The sequence below is a fragment of the Parageobacillus sp. G301 genome (assembly GCF_030268025.1).
GTDB classification, from domain to species: domain Bacteria; phylum Bacillota; class Bacilli; order Bacillales; family Anoxybacillaceae; genus Parageobacillus_B; species Parageobacillus_B toebii.
Window position 1 is genome coordinate 687,116 of record NZ_BSDB01000001.1, and the last position, 26,879, is coordinate 713,994.

At 43.1% G+C, this 26,879-nt stretch carries 22 protein-coding genes and 1 pseudogene; 10 read left to right on the forward strand and 13 right to left on the reverse strand.

Translation table 11 applies throughout. The annotated features are described in order from the left end of the window. Positions 1-16: 16 nt before the first annotated feature. Positions 17-1,558: an extracellular solute-binding protein gene (locus QSJ37_RS03620; RefSeq protein ID WP_061579631.1), complete on the reverse strand. Its 1,542-nt coding sequence runs from the start codon at positions 1,556-1,558 to the stop codon at positions 17-19. Positions 1,559-2,052: 494 nt separating this feature from the next. Then, entirely contained in the window at positions 2,053-3,090 is a 1,038-nt protein-coding gene (locus QSJ37_RS03625) for a nitronate monooxygenase (RefSeq protein ID WP_285753786.1), read from the reverse strand. Positions 3,091-3,323: 233 nt separating this feature from the next. Here QSJ37_RS03625 and QSJ37_RS03630 point away from each other — a divergent pair, with 233 nt between their 5' ends. Next, positions 3,324-3,887: a Uma2 family endonuclease gene (locus QSJ37_RS03630; protein WP_285753788.1), complete on the forward strand. Its 564-nt coding sequence runs from the start codon at positions 3,324-3,326 to the stop codon at positions 3,885-3,887. Positions 3,888-4,118: 231 nt separating this feature from the next. On the opposite strand, the gene QSJ37_RS03635 is transcribed toward QSJ37_RS03630, so the two are convergent. Next, positions 4,119-4,883, reverse strand: a complete 765-nt coding sequence (locus QSJ37_RS03635) for an enoyl-CoA hydratase (RefSeq protein ID WP_285753790.1) — start codon at positions 4,881-4,883, stop codon at positions 4,119-4,121. A 112-nt stretch (positions 4,884-4,995) separates the two neighbouring features. Continuing rightward, entirely contained in the window at positions 4,996-6,435 is a 1,440-nt protein-coding gene (locus QSJ37_RS03640; RefSeq protein ID WP_285754745.1) for an aldehyde dehydrogenase family protein, read from the reverse strand. Positions 6,436-6,991: 556 nt separating this feature from the next. Between QSJ37_RS03640 and QSJ37_RS03645 the strand changes: the two genes are divergently transcribed. Together QSJ37_RS03645 and QSJ37_RS03650 are read left to right on the forward strand one after the other, a co-directional pair. Continuing rightward, positions 6,992-7,645: a cyclase family protein gene (locus QSJ37_RS03645; RefSeq protein WP_285753792.1), complete on the forward strand. Its 654-nt coding sequence runs from the start codon at positions 6,992-6,994 to the stop codon at positions 7,643-7,645. Between the two features lie 112 nt (positions 7,646-7,757). Beyond that, a pseudogene (locus tag QSJ37_RS03650) lies at positions 7,758-8,017 on the forward strand (GNAT family N-acetyltransferase); the annotation flags it as partial. 205 nt (positions 8,018-8,222) lie between these two features. Here QSJ37_RS03650 and QSJ37_RS03655 read toward each other — a convergent pair. The 4 genes from QSJ37_RS03655 to QSJ37_RS03670 form a co-directional block, all read right to left on the reverse strand. Beyond that, positions 8,223-9,398, reverse strand: coding sequence for an RNA-guided endonuclease InsQ/TnpB family protein (locus QSJ37_RS03655; protein ID WP_285753794.1), 1,176 nt, complete (start codon positions 9,396-9,398; stop codon positions 8,223-8,225). 131 nt (positions 9,399-9,529) lie between these two features. Then, positions 9,530-10,879, reverse strand: a complete 1,350-nt coding sequence (locus QSJ37_RS03660; RefSeq protein ID WP_285753796.1) for a GntP family permease — start codon at positions 10,877-10,879, stop codon at positions 9,530-9,532. A gap of 59 nt (positions 10,880-10,938) precedes the next feature. Then, a complete protein-coding gene (gene gntK, locus QSJ37_RS03665; RefSeq protein ID WP_285753798.1) occupies positions 10,939-12,483 on the reverse strand; it encodes a gluconokinase in 1,545 nt (514 codons plus the stop codon). 19 nt (positions 12,484-12,502) lie between these two features. Beyond that, positions 12,503-13,516: a LacI family DNA-binding transcriptional regulator gene (locus QSJ37_RS03670; RefSeq protein ID WP_285753800.1), complete on the reverse strand. Its 1,014-nt coding sequence runs from the start codon at positions 13,514-13,516 to the stop codon at positions 12,503-12,505. 226 nt (positions 13,517-13,742) lie between these two features. Between QSJ37_RS03670 and QSJ37_RS03675 the strand changes: the two genes are divergently transcribed. Continuing rightward, entirely contained in the window at positions 13,743-15,389 is a 1,647-nt protein-coding gene (locus QSJ37_RS03675) for an alkaline phosphatase (RefSeq protein WP_483313575.1), read from the forward strand. A gap of 42 nt (positions 15,390-15,431) precedes the next feature. On the opposite strand, the gene QSJ37_RS03680 is transcribed toward QSJ37_RS03675, so the two are convergent. Continuing rightward, positions 15,432-16,355 carry an AEC family transporter gene (locus QSJ37_RS03680; protein WP_285753802.1) on the reverse strand — a complete coding sequence of 308 codons (924 nt, stop codon included), beginning with the start codon at positions 16,353-16,355 and terminating at the stop codon, positions 15,432-15,434. 676 nt (positions 16,356-17,031) lie between these two features. Between QSJ37_RS03680 and QSJ37_RS03685 the strand changes: the two genes are divergently transcribed. The 6 genes from QSJ37_RS03685 to QSJ37_RS03710 all read left to right on the forward strand — a co-directional run bounded on the left by QSJ37_RS03685 (position 17,032) and on the right by QSJ37_RS03710 (position 22,348). Next, a complete protein-coding gene (locus QSJ37_RS03685; protein ID WP_015863749.1) occupies positions 17,032-17,760 on the forward strand; it encodes an amino acid ABC transporter ATP-binding protein in 729 nt (242 codons plus the stop codon). A 41-nt stretch (positions 17,761-17,801) separates the two neighbouring features. After that, the gene (locus tag QSJ37_RS03690; protein WP_285753806.1) at positions 17,802-18,662 is read left to right on the forward strand and encodes a transporter substrate-binding domain-containing protein; all 861 of its coding nucleotides are present in this window, start codon (positions 17,802-17,804) and stop codon (positions 18,660-18,662) included. A gap of 76 nt (positions 18,663-18,738) precedes the next feature. Further along, entirely contained in the window at positions 18,739-19,392 is a 654-nt protein-coding gene (locus QSJ37_RS03695) for an amino acid ABC transporter permease (RefSeq protein ID WP_015863747.1), read from the forward strand. Positions 19,393-19,410: 18 nt separating this feature from the next. Next, positions 19,411-20,061, forward strand: a complete 651-nt coding sequence (locus tag QSJ37_RS03700) for an amino acid ABC transporter permease (RefSeq protein ID WP_015863746.1) — start codon at positions 19,411-19,413, stop codon at positions 20,059-20,061. Between the two features lie 106 nt (positions 20,062-20,167). Then, positions 20,168-21,436 (forward strand): sensor histidine kinase, encoded by a 1,269-nt coding sequence (locus QSJ37_RS03705; RefSeq protein ID WP_285754747.1) that lies wholly within the window; start codon positions 20,168-20,170, stop codon positions 21,434-21,436. Positions 21,437-21,439: 3 nt separating this feature from the next. Further along, positions 21,440-22,348, forward strand: a complete 909-nt coding sequence (locus tag QSJ37_RS03710; protein ID WP_015863744.1) for a response regulator — start codon at positions 21,440-21,442, stop codon at positions 22,346-22,348. 140 nt (positions 22,349-22,488) lie between these two features. On the opposite strand, the gene QSJ37_RS03715 is transcribed toward QSJ37_RS03710, so the two are convergent. The 4 genes from QSJ37_RS03715 to QSJ37_RS03730 form a co-directional block, all read right to left on the reverse strand. Next, the gene (locus QSJ37_RS03715) at positions 22,489-23,559 is read right to left on the reverse strand and encodes a DUF871 domain-containing protein (protein ID WP_285753811.1); all 1,071 of its coding nucleotides are present in this window, start codon (positions 23,557-23,559) and stop codon (positions 22,489-22,491) included. Between the two features lie 15 nt (positions 23,560-23,574). Further along, the gene (locus QSJ37_RS03720) at positions 23,575-24,927 is read right to left on the reverse strand and encodes a PTS transporter subunit EIIC (RefSeq protein ID WP_285753813.1); all 1,353 of its coding nucleotides are present in this window, start codon (positions 24,925-24,927) and stop codon (positions 23,575-23,577) included. Positions 24,928-24,954: 27 nt separating this feature from the next. After that, positions 24,955-25,842, reverse strand: coding sequence for an N-acetylmuramic acid 6-phosphate etherase (gene murQ, locus QSJ37_RS03725; RefSeq protein ID WP_285753815.1), 888 nt, complete (start codon positions 25,840-25,842; stop codon positions 24,955-24,957). 147 nt (positions 25,843-25,989) lie between these two features. Continuing rightward, positions 25,990-26,847 (reverse strand): MurR/RpiR family transcriptional regulator, encoded by an 858-nt coding sequence (locus tag QSJ37_RS03730; protein ID WP_285753817.1) that lies wholly within the window; start codon positions 26,845-26,847, stop codon positions 25,990-25,992. Positions 26,848-26,879 lie beyond the last annotated feature (32 nt).

Sequence of the window (26,879 nt, forward strand, 5' to 3'; positions counted from 1 at the left end):
TTTCTTTTTTCTAAACTCAGTTTCCTGTTGCTTGATCACTTTGTTTTGCAATTCGTTTTACTGTTTTCTCTGGGCTTTGTTTGCCTGCTAACATTTTGGAAAGTTCAGTAAAAATAAATGTATCAATTTGTGACCATTGAGGAATTTTCGGACGCATGTATACGTTTTCTTTTTTCCAAGCTTCTAGTGTCGCTGCCATCGGTAACAAATTAGGCATTTGTTTCGATTCTTCTGTTCCCGGTTTCATACCTTTCTGTACATCTGGTAATTCGTAAACAGAATGACGGGTTGGAGTAGAACCACCTAACTCAGATTTTAAGATCATATATTGGGATTGTGGTGAAGTAGCCCATACAAGGAACAACCATGCAGCTTTCTTCTCTTTTTCACTCGCATACTTGTTTATACCGATGCCTGTTCCACCGAAAATATGGGCGTTTCTAACTTTTCCTTTTGGTAATACTGACCAAGCGACTTTTCCTACCACTTTCGATTTTTCAGGATTCTCAAACATAGATGAGAATTCATGCCATTCAGGCGCCATTGCAATCTCACCTGCAGCAAAAGCTTCTGCTAATCCTGACCAGTCCCATGAAGTACTTCCCGGCGCGGCAACTTCTAAAATCTTTTTATATAGTTTTGCAGATTCAATCGCTACATCAGAGTTCATTGCAGATTTTCCAGGGTTCGTCTTCCCAACGCTTCCCAAGTCAGTTGCTTTAAAATAATCTCCACCATTTGCTGCAAGAATATTACTAAAATCGCACATCAGAGAGTCGTATTGCTTTGCTTGGTGTCCTGTACCATATTTGACTTCCTTAATCACACCTTCTTTTGCTTTTTCCGTAATCCATTTTGCAATCTCATAATATTGTTCCCACGTTAGATTTGGTCCTGGAGTCCAATCAAATCCTTTTTCAGCCATAAATTGTTTTTTGTATTTTTCAAAAACATCTTTACGATAAGCTAATACCATTGTTGGAGCATCATAAGGTAAAGCATATAACGCATCTTTGCTTCCCATGTATCCGTCAACTTCAAGTTGACTTTCGATAAAATCTTTCAGTCCTCCTGGAATAGGCGGAAGTGTTGGATCATTAATAAAATCATATAGATTGACAAAATGTTGGGAGTATTTTGCTAAAATCTGATATGGATCTGCGTAAATAACATGATATTTTGCAGACTTTGCATTAAAATCAAGGCCCACCTTCTCCACAACTGTTCCTAAATCGCTTTGCTCAATGTTCACCTTAATTCCTGTTACTTTTTCAAATTGATCTATATTTGCAGCAAGTGCCGATGAAGGAGGTGTATTTTCTGAAATTACATTTAATTCGACCCCTTGGAATTGCTTCCAATCGAACCCTTTAGGAGCAGTAATTTTCGGCAGTCCTTCCACCCACCCTTCAAAAGGTGCCTCCACCTGCACATTAGGATCAACATTTGTTTCTTTTGTTTTAGCAGACTGTTGGGTTTCTTTTGAGGAACATCCTGCAAATAGCATTGATACAATTCCAATAAGAGCCATAATCTTCAACCTAATCCGCTGCTTCATATCAACTTCTCCCTTCTTTGAATTTTCTGAATATTAAACCTAAATTAATTATAAGGACAAAAAACATGACACTAAAGTTAAAGATGTCAAAAATTTGTCAATTTTAAAAAATGACAAATTTCAGTCTGTTTATAAATAGGAACAATATATCATCTGATTTCTATATGTTTTATTTCCAACTTCTAATGCTTCTTTTTGCATCTTAAAATCCCTTAGAATGTTTTCTCCGTCTCATGTTATATCAAAAGCCCCCTTCATTGGTCACTCGGATGATAAAAAACAACCTTATCGAGTGTCCAAATTCATTAGGGGGCTAATGAGATAAGAAATGTTATACACATAATATGCTAGATTGTTAAATATCAACCTAATTCTGCTTAAGATACTATGTTAAAAATCTGTCATTCTTCCATCACAATAACGTTAAGTAAATGATCTTCATGTAGTTTCGTTGTGATTCCATAAAAATATATTATATATCAAATTCCCCTCTCTCATTTCTCTTCCGTAACTTCTTTAACTTGATCCATCAACAACCTCACAAGCTCCCCAGCTGGCATATCTTTCGACAAACGATATCCTTGTCCCGCCCATAAGGACATCATTTGCGGATCGCTTGCTTGGGCGGCTGCTTTGCGAAGATGCTTTGTCATATGATGAATGTGCGGATACGCCGCAGGGGCCAGTTTATCATATTCGATCAGAAAACGATTTACTAATCCGCGCGCAGGACGTCCTGTAAACGCACGGGTGACGGCAGTTGCTTGAAATTGCGGGTCAATGAGCGCGTTTTTATGCAACGGATTCGCCCCGCTTTCAGGGCAGCGTAAAAATGCTGTGCCCAATTGGGCAGCGCTCGCTCCGGCCGCAAGCACCGCGGCAATATCGCGTCCATGCATGATGCCGCCAGCGGCAATGAGCGGGAGGTCTACTGCCTCGCGAATTTGCTGCAGCAACACAAGCAAACTTACATTCTCATCTGCCTTTTCATTATTGCGAAACGTTGCGCGGTGTCCTCCCGCCTCCGGCCCTTGCACACATAACGCGTCCGCTCCTGCCTGTGCCGCGATTTGCGCTTCGGTTTTAGAGGTAACGGTGACAATGACAAAGGAGCCATTGTCTTTCAGTTTTGCGATGATATCAGACGAAGGGCAGCCAAATGTGAAACTAACGACAGGGACTTTTTCTTCATACAAAACAGAGAGTTTCGCTTCCCAATCGTCATCATCCCATTTTGCTTCCCCAAGCGTCACACTAAAACGCTCTGCTTCTTTTTCCAATACTTGTTGATAGCGAAGAAGCGCTTCCATATCAACATCCTCTTCATTTGGCACAAACACATTGACACCAAACGGGGCATCCGTTAGTGTGCGAATCATCATAATCTCCTTTCGCATCTCTTCCGCCGTTTTATAACCTCCAGCTAAAAATCCGAGCCCACCTGCATTCGATACAGCCGCGGCTAGCTTTGGAGTTGAAACTCCTCCAGCCATTGGTGCTTGGATAATGGGAACTGAAAGTGTATGCAGCATTTTCCTCACCTTTCTCCATAAAGTAACTTCATATAAGTCTTCACAATATATCCACAAAATTCCTGCAGAAAAAATTATGTCTAAGAGTCTTATCCATGATTCAATGCTAGTAAATCATTTTTGCGATCAACTTTTTGAAAAAACAATGCCATGTTCTGAAAAAACATAATTAAAACGAATAATCGTCGTTTATAATATAAGCAAGAAGCAAAAACAAAGGGGTGGATGTTGTTATGAGCTTCCCCAAACAAGATTTTGTCTCTCTCGAAGAATTTTACAAAATGAGAGAAAATACTGAAAGGATATTAGAATATATTGACGGCATTGTCTTTATGTCACCATCGCCTTCTACTAAACATCAACGAATTTCAGGAAGACTTCACGCTAAAGTATTCAATTTTTTAGAAGGCAAAGATTGTGAAGTGTTCCACGCACCTTTTGACATAGAACTAAAAAACGATAAAATGGAAGGAACGAAAATAGTGGTCCCTGATTTATCGGTTATATGCGATAAAAGCGGATTGATGGAAAATAAATTTGTTGGAGTTCCAACACTCATCATCGAAATATTAAACCCCTCTAACCAATCCCACGATCTCGTTTTTAAACTGAACTTATATATGCAATATGGCGTAAACGAATACTGGATCGTCAATCCAATGCTAAATATTGTTCAAATTTATTCCCTAAATGATGAGGGGCAATATCAACAACTGGATGCGTTGAAGGAAAAAGGGATAGCTCGATCCGAGGTGCTAAAAGGATTTCAAATCAACTTAGAAGATCTTTTCAAATGAATAAATTAAGAGCCGACCTTAATATCAGGCCGGTTTTTTCTGTCCTATACAACAACTCCATTACTGGCAAGGTATATATTCTTAGCTAAATGATAGCCTCGTACCGTCAATAATTTTTCAAATACTTACAAAAAAACAATGAATCTTCTACATCATTAATCATTTTATGAAGCGACGTTCTTAACAGAAAACAGCCCTTGTCTAAAAGATTTTAGACAAGGACAAGCCCTATTATTTCCCCTGAAACTTCGGATTCCGTTTTTCTAAAAATGCGCGGACGCCTTCGCGATGGTCTTCGGTTTGCCGCATTTTTTGCTGCGCCTCTGTTTCAAGCTGAAGCACTTTTAACAATTCATCTTTTGTCAACTTGGCGTACAACGTTTTCGTGGCGATCATTGCCTGAAGCGGTTTTGCTTGCCATTCAGCGATTTTTTGTTCGATTTGTTTTTCATCTTCGGCAACAAAGTCAACGATGCCAAGCTGGTACGCTTCTTCGGCGTTCATTGGCTTTCCTTCCCAAATAATGTGTTTTGCTTTCACTTCACCGACTCGTTTCGCCAAATGAAAATGCCCGCCTCCGTCTGGGATGAGACCAATGCCGATAAAATTCATCGCTAAGCGTGCTTCTTTTGTCGCGATGACATAGTCGCTTGCCAAAGCAAAACTTAGTCCTAACCCCGCCGCTGGCCCATGGACAATGGAAACGACGATTTTCGGCAAGTTGTATAATGTCATAATGACTTCTTGAATGGTGTTCATAATTTCAGGAAATTTTTCTGGGTCATCTACACTTAGCATCGTTTTAATATCGCCACCGGCGGAAAATCCTCTCCCTTTTCCGCGAATGAGAACAATCAACGCATCGCTTTGTTCAATTTCACGCAGCGCTTCTAGTAATTCATTTAGCATTTGCTCATTCATCGCGTTTAACGAATCTGGGCGATTTAGTTCCAATACGGCTACATTTCCTGAAAACGAAAGTACTACTGTTTCCATGTTCATCCCCCTTGTTTGACCAATTTCCCTTTATTAAATTCCTCACTGCATCCTAAAATTCCTTTTTTTCAGAAAAAAACCGTACCACCATCGAAGGTGATACGGATGATGATTAACGATTGCGATTGAAAATAACGAGTTTCAATTCCGTCATTTCTTCAATTGCATAACGAAGCCCTTCGCGGCCGACTCCGCTTTCCTTGACGCCGCCGTATGGCATATGATCGACACGGAAGGTCGGAATATCGTTGATGAGTACACCGCCGACATGCAATTTTTCTGCCGCTTCCCATGCGACATGTACGTTATCCGTATATACACCTGCCTGCAATCCGTAGCGTGAATCATTGACGAGCTCAATCGCCTCTTCGATCGAACGAACGCGGTTAATGAGAACGATTGGCGCGAATACTTCCTGGCACGATACTTTCATCGTTGGTTTTGCGTCTAAAATCACCGTTGGAAGCAAGATGTTTCCATCCCGTTCGCCACCAAGCGCAACGGTCGCTCCGCCTTGTTTAGCCTCCTCGATCCATTCTAATGCCCTCTCGACGTCTTTTGGCGTAATTAATGCCGAAACATCGGTGTTTGGATCCAATGGGTCGCCCACTTTCAATTGTTTCGCCGCAGCGATAAATTTTTCGACAAACTCCTCATACCGCTTTTCATGCACGTAAATGCGCTGAAGCGAAATACATACTTGCCCTTGGAACGAAAATGCACCAAAGACGCAACGTGGAATTATTCGATCGATGTCCACTTGTTCATCGACAATGACCGCGGAATTGGAGCCAAGTTCGAGTGTTACCCGCTTTAACCCCGCTTTATTGCGAATGCCGATTCCCACTTCCGGGCTGCCGGTAAAGGTAATCATGCTGATGCGCGGGTCTGTCACCATTTTATCTCCAACGGTTTTTCCGCTTCCCGTTACGACGTTTAATGCTCCTTTTGGAAGCCCTGCGTTTTCAAATAGTTCCGCGATAAAGTACGCGGAAAGCGGCGTTTGGCTTGCCGGCTTTAACACAACGGTATTTCCGGAAGCAATCGCTGGACCTAGTTTGTGGGCAACAAGGTTCATTGGAAAGTTAAATGGCGTAATCGCGCCGATAACCCCAATCGGTTCTCTAACGGTGAAAGCAACGCGATTTTCCCCGCCTGGCGCAGCGTCAAGCGGAATTGTTTCTCCGTGAATTCGTTTTGCTTCTTCCGCGGCAAATTTATACGTTTGAATCGTCCGCGCTATTTCTCCTTTTGCCGTCGTAATCGGTTTTGCCGCTTCGAGAGCAATGATCCGCGCTGCTTCTTCTGCTCGTTCTTGCAGCTGTGCGACTACTTTTTCTAAAATCTCCGCCCGTTTGTATGCCGGCATGCTGGCCATTTCTTTTCTCGCTTCATACGCTGCAGCAATCGCCTCTTCGACTTCCTCTTCCGTCGCCACAGGAATTTCTGCCAACGCTTCACCCGAATAAGGAGATGTTAATGTGGTATACGATTTTGCTTCCACCCATTCACCATTAATATAGAGTTTCTTTTTATCCACCATTGTTTTCATCATTTTTCCCATCCTTTCTTCTTGTCTCTCCTTTGTAACATGGCGCTAATTGGCAATCGCTTTCGCCGTAGCTATCCATAATGACAACAAGACTAGCAAACAGGCGGTATTTACCGTATATACCGCACACTCCATCTTGATGATACACAAAACTATTAATTCGGCATTTTGTTACGGAATCCTCTCCAAATTATATGGCATCCAGTTCCAAGGGCTTCCTATTTCCTTGAAAAACTTACGCTGCTTACATTTCATTGCACACAAAAACAGAACGCATATTCCTATGAAATGGTATGTCGCTTTTATATTATTATAAGAAAAAACACGTTCATCTTCATCACCAGCGTCTTCTTATCTGCAAAATTCGTTTGGACTAAACGCGCAAAAGCACCATTGTGCCGAAACATAGACTATATTAAAAACACTAAACTTTATCATTTCTTTTTGCGGCTTCGTTCATCATCATATGTACTTGAATCATAGAAAGAGAGGACAAAGAAATGAAATTGCCTGTATGATAAAGTTGGTCAAACCGTAGCGAAGGAGTGGAATAAACGTGAACATCAAAAAAATCATTGACCTATCGATGCCCATTACCGCGCAAACCCCGATTTACCCGGGAGATCCAAAACCGCATATCGAGTCGGCGGCAACATTCGCCGAAAACGGCTATCATGTCAGCCGGCTTGTTCTTAGTTCACATACCGGCACACATGTGGACGCCCCTTTTCATTTTCGTGAAGATGGACTGCGAATCGATGAGGTTCCGTTAACGTATTTTCTTGGCAAAGGAATTGTCATTGATGTGACGGGAAAAAACGATGGAGAAGCGGTTACACTAGACGATGTCAATGCTCACTTGCCGCGGCTCAAACCGGGAATGATTGTTTTATTTTATACCGGCTGGTCCCAATACGCAAAAACGGAGCGCTATTTTCGCCACCCGTACATTGCCTTGGACGTCATCCAGGCAATGTTGGGAAGAGGAATCCGCACGTTTTTCATCGATGCGTTAAATATCGATCCGCCTGATGGCTCTTCCTTCCCTGCGCATGAAGCGATTACCACTGTAAATGGAGTGATCGGGGAAAATTTTACGAACTTTGATAAAATCGACTTTGCCGATCCGTACATTATTGCGCTTCCCCTTTATTTGCCGGAAAGTGATGGTTCTCCAGTAAGAGCGGTCGCCATAGAGTTTGAAGATTAGGATATACATCAATCAGACATGAAAGGTAGATTAATATAAACATTATCCTACTCACCTTGCTGACCGTTCGACAGCTCAGAAGTTTTTTATTGCCCATTGGGGAAGTCCGCAAATGGCTGTTTCAACGGGAGTGTATGATTGCAGCGAGCTGGGCGGTTTTGCCGCTCTCCAAGACAACGGGGAAATATAATCACCTTTGCCATCCGTGGTGAGGAATGCGAGATTGTTTCGCTAGACAGCGTAATCGAAAACCACGGAATCGGCAGTGCTCTTTTGAAACAAACGGAAACATTCGCCGCGCAGCATGGATGTGTCACAATCCGCTTAATCACGACGAACGATAATTTGCACGCATTGCGCTTTTATCAAAAATGAGGTTACCAGATTGATGAACCTCTCCCACCTACACTCCGTTAAGAGGTGGGAGTTTCTTACCACTCGCCCGAAGAAGCTTCGGCGCCGAAGAAGGTTGGCTTCTTTGGCTCGATGCACGCATCGGAAGTCTTCCTAGGCGATTTGGTAAGCAACACCGGCTTTTCGTCCGGTGGGGCGGTCCAACCCTTCTACTACTTCTTGCTTACGCAATCCGTAGATACGTCAGCTTCGTTTGTACGTCCCAATGAACAAAGGTACCATGCAGCGCCTTGCTTAAGATATTTCTTGCGCCGTGAACATCACGATGTTCCTCATACCCACACCGGCACACAAACAGTCGGGAAGATACTTTTTTTCTCTTTTGGCAGACAGGACATGTCTGACTCGTATATGACTCCTCGATTTCATGCAAGCGAACGCCATGTTGGGCCAGCTTATAAGTGAGATACTGCTTCACTTTCCCGAATGACCAATTCGAGAGTTTTTGCGCTTGTTTGCGGCTTGCCCGTTTTTTCTTTCTCGTGTTCCGCTGCACTCCTTCGACGTTTCCGATATACACATCGGAGGCGGACTGCTTCAGACACCAGTCGACAAATTGTTTGGTCGTTTTATGGAGCGCATCCCGCAGTTGTCTTTCGGATTTCGATAGCACGTATTGTTTCGCCCGTTCGTACTTTTTCCATCGGCGTGATCCTTTTTGACACTTCGATTGATGCCGCTGGATTTCTGCCAGTTTTTTATTCCGCAGCCGGTGAAGGGAGCGTATTTTTCTTCCCGTGATGAGGAGGGCTTGCCCGTTTTCGCAAAACGCGCTGATGGTGTGTACTTCCCCAAGATCGACTCCAACTTCCTTCCCCGGTTTATACGCTTTTTCCTTTTGTCCATCTTCATACGTCACGGCCAAATAAAGACCTTGATCCCAGCAGCATTCGATTTCTTTGATCGTTCCCTTGGGCAGATGAGACGCATACACGACAATTGGCTTTTCCCGTTTTCCGTGATGAATGCCCATCGACAGTTCGATTTTTCCGTTTTCGTAAACCTTGAAACCGTCTTTCGCCCATTTCGTTGGGAAGTACTTCTTTTTCTTGTAGGGGTAGCGGGCAGGATGTCCTTGTTGGATCGCGTGGTGAGCAGATTGTCTAGCGAAGAGGTATTTGTGGCAGACGGCCTGAATCGATTGGCTGTGAAGATGGAATCGCCCTTTCGTTTGTTTTTGCAGCTCGCTTTTCGAGATCCAGCGGCCGTGTGGAAGGAAATGCTCTTTGGCCAATCGGAGGCACTCATTCCAGACACGAGCCGACTCCCGGTTGCAGGCCCGAAGCCGCTCGAGGTTCGCCTTCGATGCCCGGAAGGCCACTTTTTGCCCACGAAGCATGGTGGATCCTCCTTTCACCAAATCATGGATAAGAATAGTATAGCACATATGTTCTGTTTTTGGAAGAAAAACAACCGATTCATCTCCCACCTACACTCTGTTAAGAGGTGGGAGACTTCTCGGTAAATATGTTAAACAATTACATTTAACAATAGAATGAAGATAAATGCCACTACAGAAATAATCGTTTCCATCACGGTCCATGTCATCAACGTTTCTTTGACAGTCATTCCGAAATACTCTTTAATCATCCAGAAGCCAGAGTCATTGACATGTGATAGAATGAGAGATCCAGCTCCCGTCGCTAATACGAGCAATTCTGTGTTCGTACCAGGCATGCTAGCGGCAATTGGGGCGACAATGCCAGCTGCAGTCATCATCGATACCGTCGCAGAACCTGTCGCGATCCGGATAAGCGCGGCAATCCCCCATCCTAATAGGAGCGGAGACAAATGGGAATGCTTCGCTAAATCGGCGATTTGCTCGCCAATGCCTGAGTCAAGGAGCACTTTATTGAACGCTCCCCCAGCGCCGATAACTAGTAAAATATTCGCAACTGGACCAAGGCAGTCGTTCGCAAATTTTAACACTTTATCGCGATTAAATCCGCGCGCATACCCAAGGCTGAAGAATGAATAAATCGTTGCGATTAACAATGCAACAATCGGATCCCCGATAAAGCGCAACACTTTAGACGCTTGTGACGTTTGATCCAACGTTACATTGGCAACAGAAGCGATTAACATCAAAATAACCGGAAGCAAGATGGTGAATAATGTGTTTCCGAAGCCAGGCAAATCTTTCGTTTCTTTATGCTGTACAAGCTGTTCGGCAATTTCTGCCGGCACTTTTTTATGCATGCGCGACCCAATCCATTTTCCAAAGAGCGGGCCGGCGATAATCGCTGTCGGCAGCCCGACAATAATCGAGTAAAGAATCGTCATTCCAACATCTGCTTTAAATATACCGACTGCGGCCATCGCAGCTGGATGAGGCGGCACAAGCCCATGTACAACCGACAATCCAGCAACAAGCGGAATTCCAATCGTCACGAGCGAAATCCCCGTCTCCATTGCAATCGTAAATACAAGCGGAATTAACAGTACGAACCCTACTTGGAAAAATACAGGGATACCTACTAAAAACGCGACGACCATCATTGCCCAATGGACGCGTTTTTTCCCAAAACGATCAATCAACGTTTTCGCGATTCGTTCCGCACCTCCGGACTCTGCCATCATTTTTCCAAGCATCGTCCCGAGCGCCAAAACAATCGCTAAAAAGCCAAGCGTATTTCCAAGACCGGTTTTAATCGAATCAATAATTCCCGGCGTTTCCGGTGATGGCGCGATCAGCGGCATGCCCATCGCAAGCCCGACACCAACGGACGTTAAAATTAAGGCGACAAACGGATGCATTTTCGCAACCGTAATCAATAGCAGCAATACAACAATGGCTGCAATGACAATAGCAATTCCCATGTTTGTTCCCCCTCTGTTGTTCTTGATGTGAACTAAACCGATTTAGTAATGATACATAGCTATGAATCCTTCCGTTGAAACGATGCAATAACATCAAATTCATCTTTTAATCGATCGTATAACCGCATATACATATCAAACAGTTCTGAATAAATAAGAGTATTTTCTTGATTTGGCACATGGCGTGATGTAATTTGAATCCAAGTTTTCACCGTATCTAGTGATGGAATGTCGCCAAGCGCATACAAAGCAAGCGCTGCGGCTCCTAATGCGGAAGCTTCGTGCGTTTCTGGGACAAGCAGCTCTTTCCCCATCATATCCGCAAGCATTTGCCGCCAGAACGGTGATTTCGCAAAACCGCCTGATACACGAATTTCTGACAGCGGTCCCGTAACATCACGAATCGCCAAGGCAACAGAAAAGACGCTCATGCACACTCCTTCCATCACCGCGCGAATAAAATGTTCCCGCTTGTGATGAAGACTGATGCCGAAAAATGTCCCTCTTGCGTTCGCATTCCAGTACGGCGCCCGTTCACCGGATAAAAACGGCAGAAACAAAAGCCCTTCCGAACCTGCCGGAACCCGTTCCGCATATTTTGTAAGCAAATCGTACGGATCAATGCCGAGCTTTTTCGCCACTTCACGTTCCTGGCCGCCAAATTCATCACGGAGCCATCTTAGCAAAATACCGCCATTATTCGTCGGTCCACCGACGACCCAATGGTTTGGTGTCAGCGCGTAACAAAACGTTCTCCCTTTTTCATCTGTTTTCTGAACAGAAGAAATCGTACGCACCGCACCGCTCGTTCCGATCGTAATCGCCGCTTCCCCCGGTAAAATCGCCCCGACACCAACGTTGGCCAGCACCCCGTCACTAGCCCCGACAACGACAGGTACGTCCGGATCCAAGCCCATTTGCTGCGCCCATTCTTTTTTCATCCCTCGCAATATGTGTGTCGTTGGTACTAAGCTTGACAACTGCGCTCTTGTGATACCGAGAAACTCGAGAACATCCGCATCCCAGTCAAGCGTATCTAAACGAAACAGCCCCGTTGCTGAAGCGATCGAATAGTCGACAACGTATTGACCGTATAATCGGTACAACACATATTCTTTCATGGACACAAATTTATGTGCTTGATGAAATAAATCCGGCTGTTCTTCTTTTAGCCAAAGCAATTTCGGAAGCGGGGACATCGGATGAATCGGCGTTCCTGTCCGCTTATAAATATCCAATCCATTCATTTCATTCAAAAGACGATCTGCCTGTTCAACACTGCGATTATCCGCCCAGATGATGCAGCGGGTAAGCGGGCATCCTGAGGCATCAAGCGCCATTAGAGAATGCATCGCCGCGCTAAATCCGATCGCTTTCACCTGATTAGAAGCAATATTCAATCTGGATATGACAGCGTTTACAGTTTGGACAACAGCCGAGAAAATCGCCTCTGGATCTTGTTCCGCCCAGCCTGGATGGGGCTGTACAATCGGATAATCAATCGCATGGGAGGCAAGCACTCGTCCCTGTTCTCCAAACGCTACCGCTTTTGTGCTCGTCGTTCCGATATCGACGCCAATCACAATTCGTTGTCCTTCTTTCATGTTTATTCCCTCTTTCCTATTACGTTTTTTCTTTTACCGATCCTCGTTCGATAAACGTAGGCGGAAAGCGAAAAATTTGCGGTTGATGCTTTTTTTCTTTTGTGATTTGCAGAAACAAGCGCTCTGCCGCTTTTTTTCCCATCGCAAACGTCGGTTGTGCGATTGTCGTCAGCGTCGGTGTATAGACATGGGCAAACGGAACATCGTCGATGCTAATGATGGCCAGTTCATCAGGAACTTTAATATGATTATCTTTAATAAAATATAAAACTTCCATCAACGTTAAGTCATTAATCGCAAACAACGCTTCCGGAGGACGACTAGAAGCAAATAATTTCGCTAATCCATTCTGAATAGATGTGATTTTCATTGTGATAAAATAATCATCAACAACTGGAAGCCCTTTTTCCATTAACGCTTGCCGGAATCCTTCAATGCGCTCCACCCTTGGAATGACATGGGAAACAAGCGGAGGAGCAACGACTCCGATGCGTTGGTAGCCACGGTCGGCAAAATATTCGACCGCTAAAGCGGCAGCTTTTTTATTATCAAGCAAGATCGCATCCGCTTCAATCCCCGGAACCATCCGGTCCACAAACACGAGCGGAAATCGCTCTTTGACCATTTTTTGATATATATCGGCATTTTTTCCTGTTGGGAAAACGATCAAGCCATCGACTTGTTTCGCGCGCAACATCTCAATATATTTTTTCTCTTTTTCCGGATTGTCATCGGAATTGCAGACAATGACATGAAAGCCGCGCTCTTGACATGCTTCCTCAATGGCATGCAGCACCTGCGTCGTAAGCATGTGCAAAATATTGAAGACAATGACTCCTATTGTCATTGTTGTTTTCTGTTTTAAGCTGCGAGCAATAATATTCGGTTGATATCCTAGCTCTTCAATTGCTCGAGCAATTCGTTTTCTCGTTTCTTCGCTCATATATTCATAACGTTTATTTAAATATTGCGATACGGTGCTTTTCGAAACATTGGCTAACTTCGCAACGTCGGCCATCGTTACTTTCTTCAAGGGGATCCCCCTTTCATTACTAAATCGATTTAGTATTTAGAAACGCTTTCATAAACCGGTTTAGTAGAATTATAAAACAAATTGAAAACGTTTTACAACTATATTTTAAAAGAAAAAGTAAACATATTTAACAAAATATTTATATTATTTAAAAAATATATTAACAAATCAATTTTATGATCATAATAAGCACATAATTAATAATTATTGTAAGGAGGAAGCAAAATTGAAAAATATTGGCCAGAAAATTATCAGTTTTGCGTTAATCGGATCCCTCACAGCTGGCTCTTTTGCTTTCGCTGCGCGCGAGGAAGCAAAACAAGAGAAAAAACAAAAACCGATTAAAAATGTCATTATGATGGTGATGGATGGGACAAGCGCCGGAGCTACGACATTAGCAAGATGGTACAAAGGGGAACCGCTCGCTTTAGACGAAATGGCAAGCGGCGCTGTCCGTACGTACTCAGCGGAATCGGCAATTACCGATTCAGCTCCGGCCGCAACAGCAATGGCTACCGGATTCAAATCAAATGATAAGTATATCGGGATCCTCCCAAGTGTCGTCAATTCACCTGGATTACAGCCGATTCCGAAAGAACAAGCGCTTAAGCCGGCAGCCAATGTACTCGAAGGAGCCGAACTAGTGGGAAAAGCAACGGGAATTATCGCAACATCCGCCATTCAACATGCGACGCCAGCTGGTTTCTCCGCACATGTTCCACACCGAAACTTGTTTCCAGACATCGCTGAACAACAAGTGCACCAAAATATAGAAGTTGTCTTAGGCGGAGGAAAGGATGCATTGCTCCCTGGAAACAAAACAAACAACCGAAAAGACAACGAAAACATGCTAGAAGTTATTAAGAAAAAAGGATATGACATCGTAGAAACGCGCGAAGAGCTGCTTCGTTCAAAATCGAACAAAATTTGGGGCGTGTTTGCGGATGACGCGCTTGCGCAAGATATGAACCGTCCATATATAAGACCAAATGAACCGACATTAGCGGAAATGACGAAAAAAGCAATCGATACTCTGTCAAAAGATAAAGATGGATTTTTCCTTTTTGTCGAAGGAAGCCAAGTCGACTGGGCCGCGCATGCGAACGATCCTGTCGGCATCATCAGCGAAGTGTTAGCGTTTGACAAAGCGGTCAAAGAAGCGCTTTCCTTTGCGAAAAAACGCAACGACACGCTTGTAATTGCTGTGACAGACCATGGCAACAGCGGTATTACAATCGGAAACCGCAACACCGATCAATCATATCCTGAAACCCCTGTTTCCGCATATATCGACCCGCTGAAAAAAGCGAAAATGACATTAGACGGAGCAATGAGTCAATTAAAGGCAGACAAATCAAACCTAGAAGAAGTTGCTCGTTTATACGGATTAGATTCATTAACAGCCGAAGAGAAGAAAAGATTAAGCGAATCGACGAATCTTCGCAAAACATTCTCGGAATTGCTTGCCGCGCGTGCTAATCTCGGATTTACAACAGGCGGACATACAGGGGAAGATGTATTTCTCTATGCTTACGGTCCGAATCGTCCAATTGGCACCTTTGAAAATACGGATTTAGCCCGCATCATGGCAAAAGCGATGGGCTTTGACTTGAAAGATTTAAATAAACGGTTATTTGTCAACGCCAAAAAAGAATTCGAAGCAATAGGGGCAACCGTTACGATTGACCAAACGGACGCACAAAATCCTGCCCTCATCGTAAAGAAAGGAAATACGACGGCGAAACTCCCTGTAAACAAAAACATCATGACCGTTGGAAACAAAACGTATGAATTAGAAGGACTTGTCGTTTACAGCGCGGACCAGTTTTGGGTTCCAAAACATGCGATCAAGCTCTTTCAACAAATTCGATAGTATATCAAAAGGCGCGAAACAATCATTCGCGCCTTTTGATTTTTAGAATAAAATCTTGGAAAGATACACGATCATCGTCACCGTCACCGAACTAAGCAGCGTTGACACAAATACCGCTTGGGCGGCATAATCCGGATGGTGGCCGTATTCGAGCGCATAAAGCGCGGTGTTTCTCGAACAAGGATACGAACTTGCGATGAATAAAGCTTGAGCGGTCACTCCCTCAAGATGCAGCGCAAAAATAATAACAGCGGCAACCGCCGGTGAAAGAAGCAGACGGCTGAAAACGCTAAGATACAACAACGGCGGCAGCTGTCTCAGATTAATATAAGCCACTTGCGCTCCCAGCGTCAGTAAAGCAATGGCCAAAAATGCATTGGCGACATTTTGAAGAGGATTCCAAATAAACGATGGAACCGGAATATGCACCGACCGAAAAAGCAATCCAAGCAACAGTGCGTATATAATCGGGTTTTTCAAAAATTCTGCCGTCATTTTCCCCTTCTTTTCACTAGCAGATATAAAATTAAACACACCGTATGTATTCGTAAGGAAATTTTGGAAAATCGTCACGACAATTTGAATCGACAGCCCTAACGGCTGCTGGTGAAACACAAGTTGGCTTACTGGAATGCCGAAATTACCGGAATTATTAAGAACGATTGTATTTTGAAACGTTGCCGCTAAACTACGGTCCAGCTTCATGAATTTTGCCATGACTTTGCTAATGGCGATTAGCACTCCATTTTGCAGCAGTAAAAACGCGAGTACGCCCAACAGAATATCGCCGTTCATGTTGCTTTCATAAATATTTGTAAACCCAACAGCCGGTAGTAGCACATAGACATTTAATTTGGACAAGGTATTCATGTCAAAATGGAAAATGCGATGCAAAAGCGCCCCAAGGCCGACAAGAAAAAATAATGGCAGTATCACATGGAGTAAAATAAGAAGAAAAATATCCACTTCCCCTCCTCCTATCTTTTTATTACAAAATTTGTTCCGGGTATGTTCTGAAATAAAAAATGATAATGAGCCGCGTTTGGAGCTTGATGCTATCTCTCCCTTAACAGAAAATAGAGAAAGACTACCCGCCCAAGGAAGTAGTCTTTCTCTTCCATATCTTCGCTGGCAATGGCCGATTTTCCTTTTAATTCATGACAAACACATAAATTACATAGGTTCAATCTTTAAAACTTCGACTTTACCTAGATACGATTCTAAAATCTCTGAATACCAAACTTTTACTTTTTGTCCATTTTCTATTCCCCTTAAAGTACCACCCCCTTAATTAATAATTTACTCCATATTATATTTTCTTCTTAATTCCTGTATTGTTAATTTGTTCGCGTCTTCCTGAACAAAATCTGGATCTTCAACTAAATATACTTCGCCTTCTTTCCTAATTATAAACCCTTCTAAAGTAGCTTCTTGGTTAAGAGATTGGTTAGTTCTATATTCGTTTAAAAAAATAATTAATACTATTCACTAAAATATATCTTTCCATCCACTTACCTCCTAATATTACATTATATCTGTATGAAAAAATTATCGTCGATTTCAGTAGATTTCAGTAGATAATGTTTACAATAAATCTTAAAAAAAACAAACTATTCATATTATTCGGGAAGGAGGGGGTTCATTGATTTATTTTCATCAAGTGAACAAATATTACGGCGATTTCCACGTACTAAAAGATATCAATTTAACCATTCATCAAGGGGAAGTTGTCGTCATTATTGGTCCATCCGGTTCTGGGAAAAGCACGTTAGTTCGTTGCATCAATCGTTTGGAAACGATTTCAAGCGGCGAATTAATCGTGGATAACGTCAAAGTCAATGACAAAAACATCGACATTAACCAATTGCGGCGCAATATCGGTATGGTGTTCCAGCATTTCAATTTATACCCACACATGACTGTATTGCAAAACATTACGTTAGCACCGATGAAAGTGCTTCGCATTCCGGAAAAAGAAGCGAAAGAAACCGCGATGTACTATTTAGAGAAAGTAGGAATTCCGGACAAAGCGAACGCCTATCCGTCCGAGCTATCCGGCGGGCAGCAGCAGCGCGTTGCTATCGCCAGAGGACTGGCGATGAAGCCGAAAATTATGCTATTTGACGAACCGACATCGGCGCTCGATCCAGAAACCATTGGGGAAGTGCTTGATGTCATGAAACAATTGGCAAAAGAAGGAATGACGATGGTCGTTGTGACACACGAAATGGGATTTGCCCGTGAAGTCGCGGACCGCATCGTCTTTATGGACCAAGGCCGTATTTTGGAAGAAGCGCCACCAGAGGAATTTTTCGCCAATCCAAAAGAAGAGCGGGCGAAAGTATTTCTGAGCCGCATTCTCAACCATTAATAAGCAAAAAATGTTTTAAATCAAACAAAGGGGGTTTTTTCATGAAAGGAAAAACAGTTTGGAAAATGTGGATCACGCTTGCGCTTATCGCACTATTAAGCATCACTGCTTTAGCCGGATGCAGCAGCGAATCGTCAACATCCAACAAAGGGGATGGGGCAAAATCGACGGAAACGTCGGGCGGAACGAACACGTTAGAAAAAATTAAAAAACGCGGCAAACTCGTTGTTGGAGTAAAGTATGACTTGAACTTGTTCGGTTTAAAAAATCCAGAAACCGGAAAAGTAGAAGGGTTTGATATTGACATTGCCAAAGGATTAGCGAAAAAAATTCTTGGTGATGAAAATAAAATCGAACTAAAAGAAGTGACATCCAAAACACGCATCCCAATGCTCAATAACGGAGAAATCGACGCGATTATCGCGACGATGACCATTACGGAAGAGCGGAAAAAAGAGGTTGATTTCTCCGATGTGTATTTCATGGCCGGACAATCGTTACTTGTCAAAAAAGACAGCAAAATTAACAGCGTAAAAGATTTGAAAAAAGGAATGACCGTGTTAACAGCAAAAGGTTCTACATCTGCGCAAAACATCCGCAAAGTAGCGCCAGAAGTCAATGTATTAGAATTTGAAAACTATGCTGAAGCGTTTACAGCGCTAAAAGCTGGACAAGGCGATGCGCTCACAACGGACAATGCTTTGCTTTGGGGAATGGCAAAACAAGATCCAAACTACCGCGTTCTTGACGAAACGTTTACCGAAGAACCATACGGCATCGCCGTCCGCAAAGGAGACAAAGAATTTTTGCAAGTCATTAACGAATACTTAAAAGAAATTAAAGAAAACGGCGAATACGACAAAATTTATGAAAAATGGATTGGGAAAAAACCGCAACAATAAATCATGAAAGAACAGATGAGCGAAGCCTGTTTCGCTCATCTGTTTCATCTTAGGTTAAGAAAGAGGTGGAATCATCATGTTAAGATATTCGATTTTGCTAGAACATTGGGATATGTATTTGCAAGGGTTTGCCAACACGTTAAAAGCAAGCGTTCTAGCTCTTATCGGCAGCTTGGTCATTGGCATCATTATCGCGATCTTCCGCATCGCGCCAATTCGCCCGCTAAACTGGATCGGAACTGTCTATGTAGAATTTATTCGCAACATTCCGCTTATTTTAATCGTCTTTGTATTCTTTGTCGGCTTTCCCGCTATCGGTATACGTTTTGATTCCTTTACAGCAGGAACATTAGGCCTTATGGTATATACCGCTGCATTTATTGCGGAAGTAATCCGATCTGGAATCCTTGCTGTTCCAAAAGGCCAAATGGAAGCGGCGCGTTCCTCTGGATTGACATACTTGCAAACCATGCGCTATATCATCTTGCCGCAAGCGATCAAAATTGTTATTCCGCCGCTTGGCAACCAATTTATTAACCTTGTGAAAAACTCGTCCGTTTTAGGGGTCATCGCCGGGCTTGACCTAATGTATTTCGGTGATTTAATTTCATCCGAAACGTTTGTTACATTTGATGTTTATATCTTCGTCGCGTTGTTTTACCTTGTGCTAACTATACCGTTAAGTTTAGGTGTTGGATATTTGGAACAACGTTTGGCAAAAAGTCGGTAATCGAGGAGGTAAGGACATATGGACTTTATCGGCGCATACGCTCCAGCACATCTCTCCTTTTTACTGCAAGGATTTTTGGTCACGTTGGAAGTTGCGTTTATATCCATTATTTTTAGTTTTATCTTTGGAATTATCATTGGTGTAATACGCTATACAAAAATCCCTGGCATTTCACAAATTTTTGCCGTTATGGTGGAAACGATTCGTAACCTCCCGCTGCTCTTGATCATTTTCTTTACGTATTTCGCGCTGCCGGAAGTGGGATTAAAACTGGATAAATTTTATGCCGCTATTGTCGCCCTAGTTGTCTTTGAATCGGCGATGCTTTCGGAAATCGTTCGCAGCGGATTAAACTCGATTGACAAAGGCCAAATCGAAGCGGCGCGTTCGTCCGGACTAACCTATATACAAACATTATGGTATATTATCTTGCCACAAGCATTGCGCCGAATGGTGCCGCCGATTGTCAGCCAATTTATTTCATTGCTGAAAGATACATCGCTAGCGATCGTGATCTCCCTCCCAGAATTGATGAACCACGCACAAATTATTAACGGAAGAAATGTCAATTATGTGATACCGATTTTTATTCTTGTTGCGCTTATGTATTTTGTTGTCAATTATTCGTTATCTCTTGTTTCTAGAAGGCTCGAATATCGACAACGTTAGACTCATATAATGATTCTTTTCTTGAAAAATATGAAACTATTTCCACCCCATCTGTTATATAATAGAAACTAGGGTGGTGAAAAGGTGTGTGAAAAAAGGAAAAACGATGCGTGAACGCCTGTTGATCGTGACCATTCTAATATTGGCTACCGCTTTTTTTGGGGAAATGAAAATTAATCCGTTTAATAGCCCGTTCCGCTTCTCATTAGGGAGTGCTATCTTTTTTTTCGGACTTATTTCATTTGAGATGATTTCCCCGCTTTTTATCGGAATTTGCGCGGGGTGTTTTGTCGTCGTATTCCGTATCGCCCTTGACATGCTGACTGGGCAAGCTGCGTTATTAGATAGTTTTTTTACGCATGCTCCAGCCGCGTGTTACTATATTAATTTTGCCTTGATCGTACAAATCACTCGCTTCCGCCGCTTGCTGGAATTTCCCATCCGCGCTGGCCTGCTCGGCGCAGTTCTTGATTTTTCGTCTAATTCATGCGAATTGCTCTTTCGTTATCTCCTTGGTGAGTCGTTCATCGTGACATACCAAGTGATGATGGTAATGTTGTTATTCGCTATTTTACGAAGTTTCTGCGTCATCGGATTATATAATATTTTCGTAATGAAACATCTTCGCACCTTAGGGGAAGCGCGACAACAAGAGTTGGAACGTCTAATGATGATTAATACGGGGCTGTATGAGGAAACATTTTACTTGCAAAAATCGATGACATACTTAGAAGAGATTACACGAAAAAGTTATGAGCTATATTCGCATTTGATGGAAGGAGAAAAAGTGAAGCCACATGCCGCGCTTTATATCGCCGAACATATTCATGAAGTCAAAAAAGATGTACAGCGTATTTTTGCAGGCTTATCGAAATTAATCGGGCAACAACCGTTGCGGCGGAGGCTTCCTATCAATGAACTTTGTGGAATGGTGGTACGCGCTAATGAAAAATACGCCGAGCTATTAGGAAAAAAGATTCAATTTGCCCAAACGTGCCATGTCGATTTGTCGACCGACCATGTCTATGCCTTACTCTCTGTACTAAACAACTTAGTGGCGAACGCCGTGGAAGCCATTCCGACATCCGGTTCGATTCATCTGCAAGTAGAATTGCAACAAAGCAATCTCATTGTAGAGGTGACAGACTCTGGGATAGGCATTGCCAAGGAAGATGCCGACTGGATTTTTCAACCCGGCTTTACCACAAAATACGATCAACAAGGAAATCCGTCGACAGGAATCGGCCTTACCCACGCGCGGGATATCGTACAAAGTCTTCATGGACATATACAACTTGTAAGCAGCAATCCAGGACAAACAACGTTTCGGCTAACCATTCCTACCAGCCAGTTGCTGCGAAAGGAGGAAATGTAATTCATGCCGCTTCGTTTTTTTCTTATTGAGGACGACGCCGTCGTACGAAAAATGCTTGAAAAAATTATTACAGAAAACCAGCTCGGCGAGGTTGTTGGAGAAGCAGAAGACGGCTTAAACGTTACTGCAGACCAATTGTATTCGGTCGATGTGGTGCTCATTGACTTATTGATGCCCGGTCGCGATGGGATTCAAACGATGAAAAAATTAAGAGAAGAAGGGTTTAAAGGGCAATTTGTGATGATTTCCCAGGTGGAAAATAAAGAAATGATTGGACAGGCATACCTTCACGGCGTCGATACATACATTCAAAAGCCAATTAATCGTTACGAAGTGGTGGCAGTATTGAGGCGAGTAGCGGAACATATCTCTATCTCCCATTCCCTTGATTCAATTCGCCAGCTGCTGAAAGCATTAGATCAAACTGCAACAACCGCTTCCCCTTTACATCAAAAGGAACAAACGCAACTGGAACACCAAGTGCAACATCTTCTTCTTCTATTAGGCATTGCTGGAGAAGCAGGAGCGGCAGATTTATTACTGATCATGCGCCACTTAGCAGAAAAAGAGAAATTGGGACAGACGATTCACGAATTGCCGTCTTTAAAAGAATTATACACCGAGCTTGTGCGACAAACACACCATCATCATGAATCCACCATTCAAAAAGAAGTGCGTGCCATGGAACAACGCATTCGCCGTATGGTGTTACAAGCATTTACCCATTTATCTTCTCTCGGGCTCACGGACTATACCAATCCCACGTTCGAACACTTCGCTCCCCGTCTTTTTGATTTTGAAGAAGTCCGAAAACGTATGAAAGAGCTCGAAGCAGGAGAAAAAACAACTAAATGCCGCATTAATGTAAGAAAATTTTTAACCGCTTTTTATATGGAATTAAAAAAAGCGTAACGCTTACTCTGATCGTTGGTGCATCAAACGTTCCTTTCTTTCGCATCCATTGTTTAACGTTAACTGTAAACTTTTTACTATTATGTAATTTTATCATAAACAGATAAATAAAACGCCACCGAATTCGGTGGCCATAGGCTTTATGTGATCCGCACAAGGCGAAACTGTTGTCCTCCTTTGACATACGCAAGAAGAGGAAGATCGTCTTCGAAAATTCGTCCAATCACATTGACTTTCTCATCTGCTGGCAAATCGGTTAATGTGATTTGCAGTTCGCCGGCATATCTTCCATATCTAATATTATCAATCGTAACACTTCCCTTTTGTCTCTCTATCGTACATGCTGGTGCTAATAAATGCTTTGGCCATGAGAAAGATAAGCGGGATTCCAGTGATCGAATGACATCCCTTGCCACGTCACGCCGATTCGTTTGAACTGTTTCCACCATGGAAAGCAGTTCATGTTGTTGCACAAGCGGCCGATAGCGCAGCGGAATAACCCCATCCCGAAACTCCTTCATTCGCGCAAGCACATCATCTGTCATCCCGCCATCGCCCACAAATACTTTATCTACCTCACAATCCTGCACTAATTCCACGTACGCGCAAAGCGGATCCATATACCGATGAGCCTCTAGCGTAGGAAGCCCTTGATGGAGCGGACCTCGTTTTTCTTTATTTCCCGGAATAAACGCGGCAATCGTTCGAATTCCTTTTCGGCGTAAAATCTTGTTTTTTTGAATGACTAATTCTTTTGATAATCCTGTTTCTGGACGTGGATAAAAATTATGCCACGCTTCAATTTGATTCCAGTTCACGTCACAAAAAGCAAGATCGTCGCATTCTTCTTCCGTCATCGTGCTCGCATTGAAAACAACCTTCATCCGGTGAGAAAACGTTGCTGCTTCTTTCATAGAAAATCCATCATCAAGCCGCAGTCCAATAATTCCCCCATCAAAAAGCAAATCAAGATTGTCTCCATTCACCCCAATTTTGGATAAAGAAGCCGGGGTAACGTCAGCGATGATCCCGACTTCGTATTTTCTCGCTAACTGCCCGATCTCCTGTAATCGCTTGCGATAAAAGGTAAGATCGTCTTCTGGAATATGAAGCGATGTAAATAGTTCCCGACATCCGAACAAATTTGCCTGTGCAAATCTTTTTTCGATTTGATCCGTTTGTTCTGATAAGTAGAAAGATAGATAGAACATCGAAACCACCTAGAATTAAATGTTTTCCGCCATTTCTTCTTTAAAGCCAAAGAAATACGTAAAAAGGAAACCAAACGTGTACGAAATGACCAATCCCAAGAAATAAAGAATATATTTATTGTCAGCGATTAACGGAATGAGCGATAAACCAGATACGCCAATTCCGAGCGCGGCTGTTTTCACAACTGCCTGAAACGCACCGCCGACTGCCGCGCCGAGACACGCGGTTAAAAATGGTCTTCCTAACGGCAGCGTTACCCCATACAACAACGGCTCTCCAATTCCTAAAAATCCAACTGGCAACGCCCCTTTAATAATGTTGCGAAGCCGTTTGTTTTTCGTTTTGACGAAAATCGCAATCGCCGCTCCTACTTGGCCTGCCCCTGCCATCGCTAAAATCGGAAGAATTGGAGTTGAACCGATTTTATTAATAAACTCCATATGAATTGGTGTCAGACCGTGATGCAATCCAACCATCACAAGCGGTAAAAACGTACCTGCCAAAATGGCGCCAGCAACCGCACCGCCAATATCCAACACTGCTTTGATTCCACTTGTAATACCTAAAGATAACCATCCGGCAATCGGCTGAACGGCGATGAGCGTAAATAAACATACCATTAACACGGTTAAAAGCGGCGTCACAATAATATCAATCGCATTCGGAACGAATTTGCGGACACGCTTTTCCATGACCGCCATGAGCCATGCGGCCAACATCACCGCAAACAATCCGCCCCGTCCCGGCGTCAACGCTTCCCCGAACAGTTTAATATCGGCAAGCGCTGGGTTAAATACTAAAATTCCAGCAATCGCTCCTAACACAGGTGTACCGCCAAACTCTTTTGCCGTATTGTATCCGACTAAAACGCCGAGCGAAGCGAAAATGCCGCCGCCAATGAGCAATAATAGCTGCAGCCATGTTTCTGTTGGATCGACCCCGGCGTTTTTCGCAAAGTTAGCGATTCCGTTAATGATTCCCGATGCGACAAGACCTGGAATAAGCGGGATAAAAATGCTGCCGATTTTGCGCAGCAATCGTTTAAATGGCGTTTGGTTGCGTTGTTGAATCTCGGCTTTTTTCTGTGTTGCAGTATCTTCGATCACTTCCCCAAGTTGTAGCCCTGTTAATTCGCAAAGCGCAGCAGCTACCTTGTTAACGACTCCAGGGCCGACAACGATTTGCAATGTTTCATCTTCAATAACGCCCATGACACCTTCAATATTTTTAAGACCTGCGATATCGGCTTTTTGATGAGCGCGCAATGACACTCTCACCCTCGTCATACAATGAGCAATACGTGCAATGTTTTCTTTCCCTCCGAGCCGTTCCAATATTTCAACGGCCATTTGTTGTTCCCTTTTCATTTCAACCTCTCCCCTTATTCACATATTTTATTGAAGCGCCTGGCGAACAAATCCATTCGCTTTTTGCAGACGCTCTGCCGCTTCTTCATAGCTGCATTGCAATAAAATCATGACAATCGCCGTTTTCACATGTCCCCGCGCCGCTTCGTAATAACGCGCCGCCGTCTTATCATCTACATCGGTTGCCTCCATAATAATTCGTTTAGCTCGTTCTTTTAGTTTAAAGTTTGTCGCCTGCACATCGACCATTAAGTTTTTATATACTTTTCCGATTCCAATCATGGAAGCGGTGGAAATCATATTTAATACCATCTTTTGTGCTGTTCCTGCTTTTAAGCGCGTGGAACCTGTTAAGATTTCCGGGCCTGTTTCCACTTCAACGCTGACATCAGCGTATTTGCTAATTTCCGCTCCCTTATTGCAAGCAATGCTCCCAGTTGTGGCACCGATTTGCTTTGCGTATCGGAGCCCGCTGATCACATACGGTGTTCGCCCGCTCGCCGCAATGCCAATGACCGTATCTTTTGCCGTCAGCCCAATTGACTGTAAATCTTTTACTGCAAGTTCTTCGTTATCTTCCGCTCCTTCCACCGCGTTTGTAAACGCTTCCAAACCGCCCGCAATTAATCCTTGCACCATCTCCTTTTCCGTCCCAAATGTCGGCGGACACTCCACCGCATCTAAAATTCCGAGACGACCGCTTGTACCAGCCCCTATATAAATGAGCCGACCGCCTTGCCGGAAAGACGCAATCACTTTTTGCACAAGCCTTTCGATGTGTTCTAATTCTTTCGAAACAGCAATGGCCACTGTTTGGTCTTCTTCGTTCATCACCTGTAAAATTTCTTTCGTCGTCATTTCATCTAAGTTCTGCGTTTTGTTGTTTCGTTGTTCGGTTGTTAAACGTTCTAGCAATCTTGTCACCTTCTTATAGATTTGAAATTTTATTTCTTATTTTAATTATATATATATGAAATAAAATATCAATTTTATTCTTCCATTTTCAAAAAAAGTTCCATAAAAAGAGAAAAGCAAGCATTGACTGCTCGCTTCCATAAATACTTATCTCCGCAACCGAACTACTTCTTCTCTCGTTTCATGAAATTTTTCCAGCACACGGCTTCCCACTTGATGGAACGTAATTAAATAAAGCGCATCAATGATATTCAGCTGCGTCATTCGCGATGCCATGCTTCCGATCCGATGATCTTGCTCGACATCTGGAAGACATAGTTTGATATCTGCTTCCTTATACAATGGCGAAGATGGATCGAGTTTTGTAATTGCAATCACCGTGGCGCCTTGTTTTTTCGCAAACCGGGCAATTTCCAACACATCCTTTGTTCTTCCCGATGTGGAAACCGCGACAAATACATCATGTTTCTCTAAGTTTGCCGCAAGCGGAAGCATCGTATGAAAATCAGGAGACATCATCGACACATAGCCTAGCTTTGTAAATTTATAGCATGCATCCATCGCCGAAGAAGCTGATCCTCCGACTCCGTAAAATAAAATTTTTTTCGCATTGGCAATCACTTCCGCTGCTTTTTCCAATTCCCGTTTATCAATCGTCGTTGTTGTCGCTTCGATCGCCGCTTTGTTGACATAGGTCACTTTATTAAATAAATCATACGGAGCATCTTGTTTTTCAATAATCGAAAAATCGTTAATGTTCATATCGACAATCGTCAATTCACGGACAAGCGCCAATTTTAAGGCGGTAAAGCTGCCAATGCCGATCGTTTTGCAAAAGCGAACGACACTCGCCTCACTAGATCCTGCATTTTTCGACAGTTCCTTCGTCGTCATATTTGGCACAAGCTCCGCATGTTCCATAATATACGTGGCAATCTTTTTTTCCGCTGGTGAAAATCGCTCCATATGGTTTTGAATTTTTGATAGAATACTTAACTGCTTCATCCCACTTTCCCCTTCCTCGCTGTCTTTACCAA

Excerpts from the sequence above, each read along its gene's own strand:
- QSJ37_RS03640 (WP_285754745.1), bottom strand. The coding sequence starts at position 6,435 with ATGAAAACAATGGTGGATAAAAAGAAACTCTATATTAATGGTGAATGG.
- QSJ37_RS03730 (WP_285753817.1), bottom strand. The coding sequence starts at position 26,847 with ATGAAGCAGTTAAGTATTCTATCAAAAATTCAAAACCATATGGAGCGA.
- QSJ37_RS03715 (WP_285753811.1), bottom strand. The coding sequence starts at position 23,559 with ATGTTCTATCTATCTTTCTACTTATCAGAACAAACGGATCAAATCGAA.
- QSJ37_RS03705 (WP_285754747.1), top strand. The coding sequence starts at position 20,168 with ATGCGTGAACGCCTGTTGATCGTGACCATTCTAATATTGGCTACCGCT.
- QSJ37_RS03720 (WP_285753813.1), bottom strand. The coding sequence starts at position 24,927 with ATGAAAAGGGAACAACAAATGGCCGTTGAAATATTGGAACGGCTCGGA.
- QSJ37_RS03710 (WP_015863744.1), top strand. The coding sequence starts at position 21,440 with ATGCCGCTTCGTTTTTTTCTTATTGAGGACGACGCCGTCGTACGAAAA.
- QSJ37_RS03695 (WP_015863747.1), top strand. The coding sequence starts at position 18,739 with ATGTTAAGATATTCGATTTTGCTAGAACATTGGGATATGTATTTGCAA.
- QSJ37_RS03635 (WP_285753790.1), bottom strand. The coding sequence starts at position 4,883 with ATGGAAACAGTAGTACTTTCGTTTTCAGGAAATGTAGCCGTATTGGAA.
- QSJ37_RS03630 (WP_285753788.1), top strand. The coding sequence starts at position 3,324 with ATGAGCTTCCCCAAACAAGATTTTGTCTCTCTCGAAGAATTTTACAAA.
- QSJ37_RS03700 (WP_015863746.1), top strand. The coding sequence starts at position 19,411 with ATGGACTTTATCGGCGCATACGCTCCAGCACATCTCTCCTTTTTACTG.
- QSJ37_RS03620 (WP_061579631.1), bottom strand. The coding sequence starts at position 1,558 with ATGAAGCAGCGGATTAGGTTGAAGATTATGGCTCTTATTGGAATTGTA.
- QSJ37_RS03690 (WP_285753806.1), top strand. The coding sequence starts at position 17,802 with ATGAAAGGAAAAACAGTTTGGAAAATGTGGATCACGCTTGCGCTTATC.
- QSJ37_RS03625 (WP_285753786.1), bottom strand. The coding sequence starts at position 3,090 with ATGCTGCATACACTTTCAGTTCCCATTATCCAAGCACCAATGGCTGGA.
- QSJ37_RS03660 (WP_285753796.1), bottom strand. The coding sequence starts at position 10,879 with ATGGGAATTGCTATTGTCATTGCAGCCATTGTTGTATTGCTGCTATTG.
- gntK (WP_285753798.1), bottom strand. The coding sequence starts at position 12,483 with ATGAAAGAAGGACAACGAATTGTGATTGGCGTCGATATCGGAACGACG.
- QSJ37_RS03655 (WP_285753794.1), bottom strand. The coding sequence starts at position 9,398 with ATGCTTCGTGGGCAAAAAGTGGCCTTCCGGGCATCGAAGGCGAACCTC.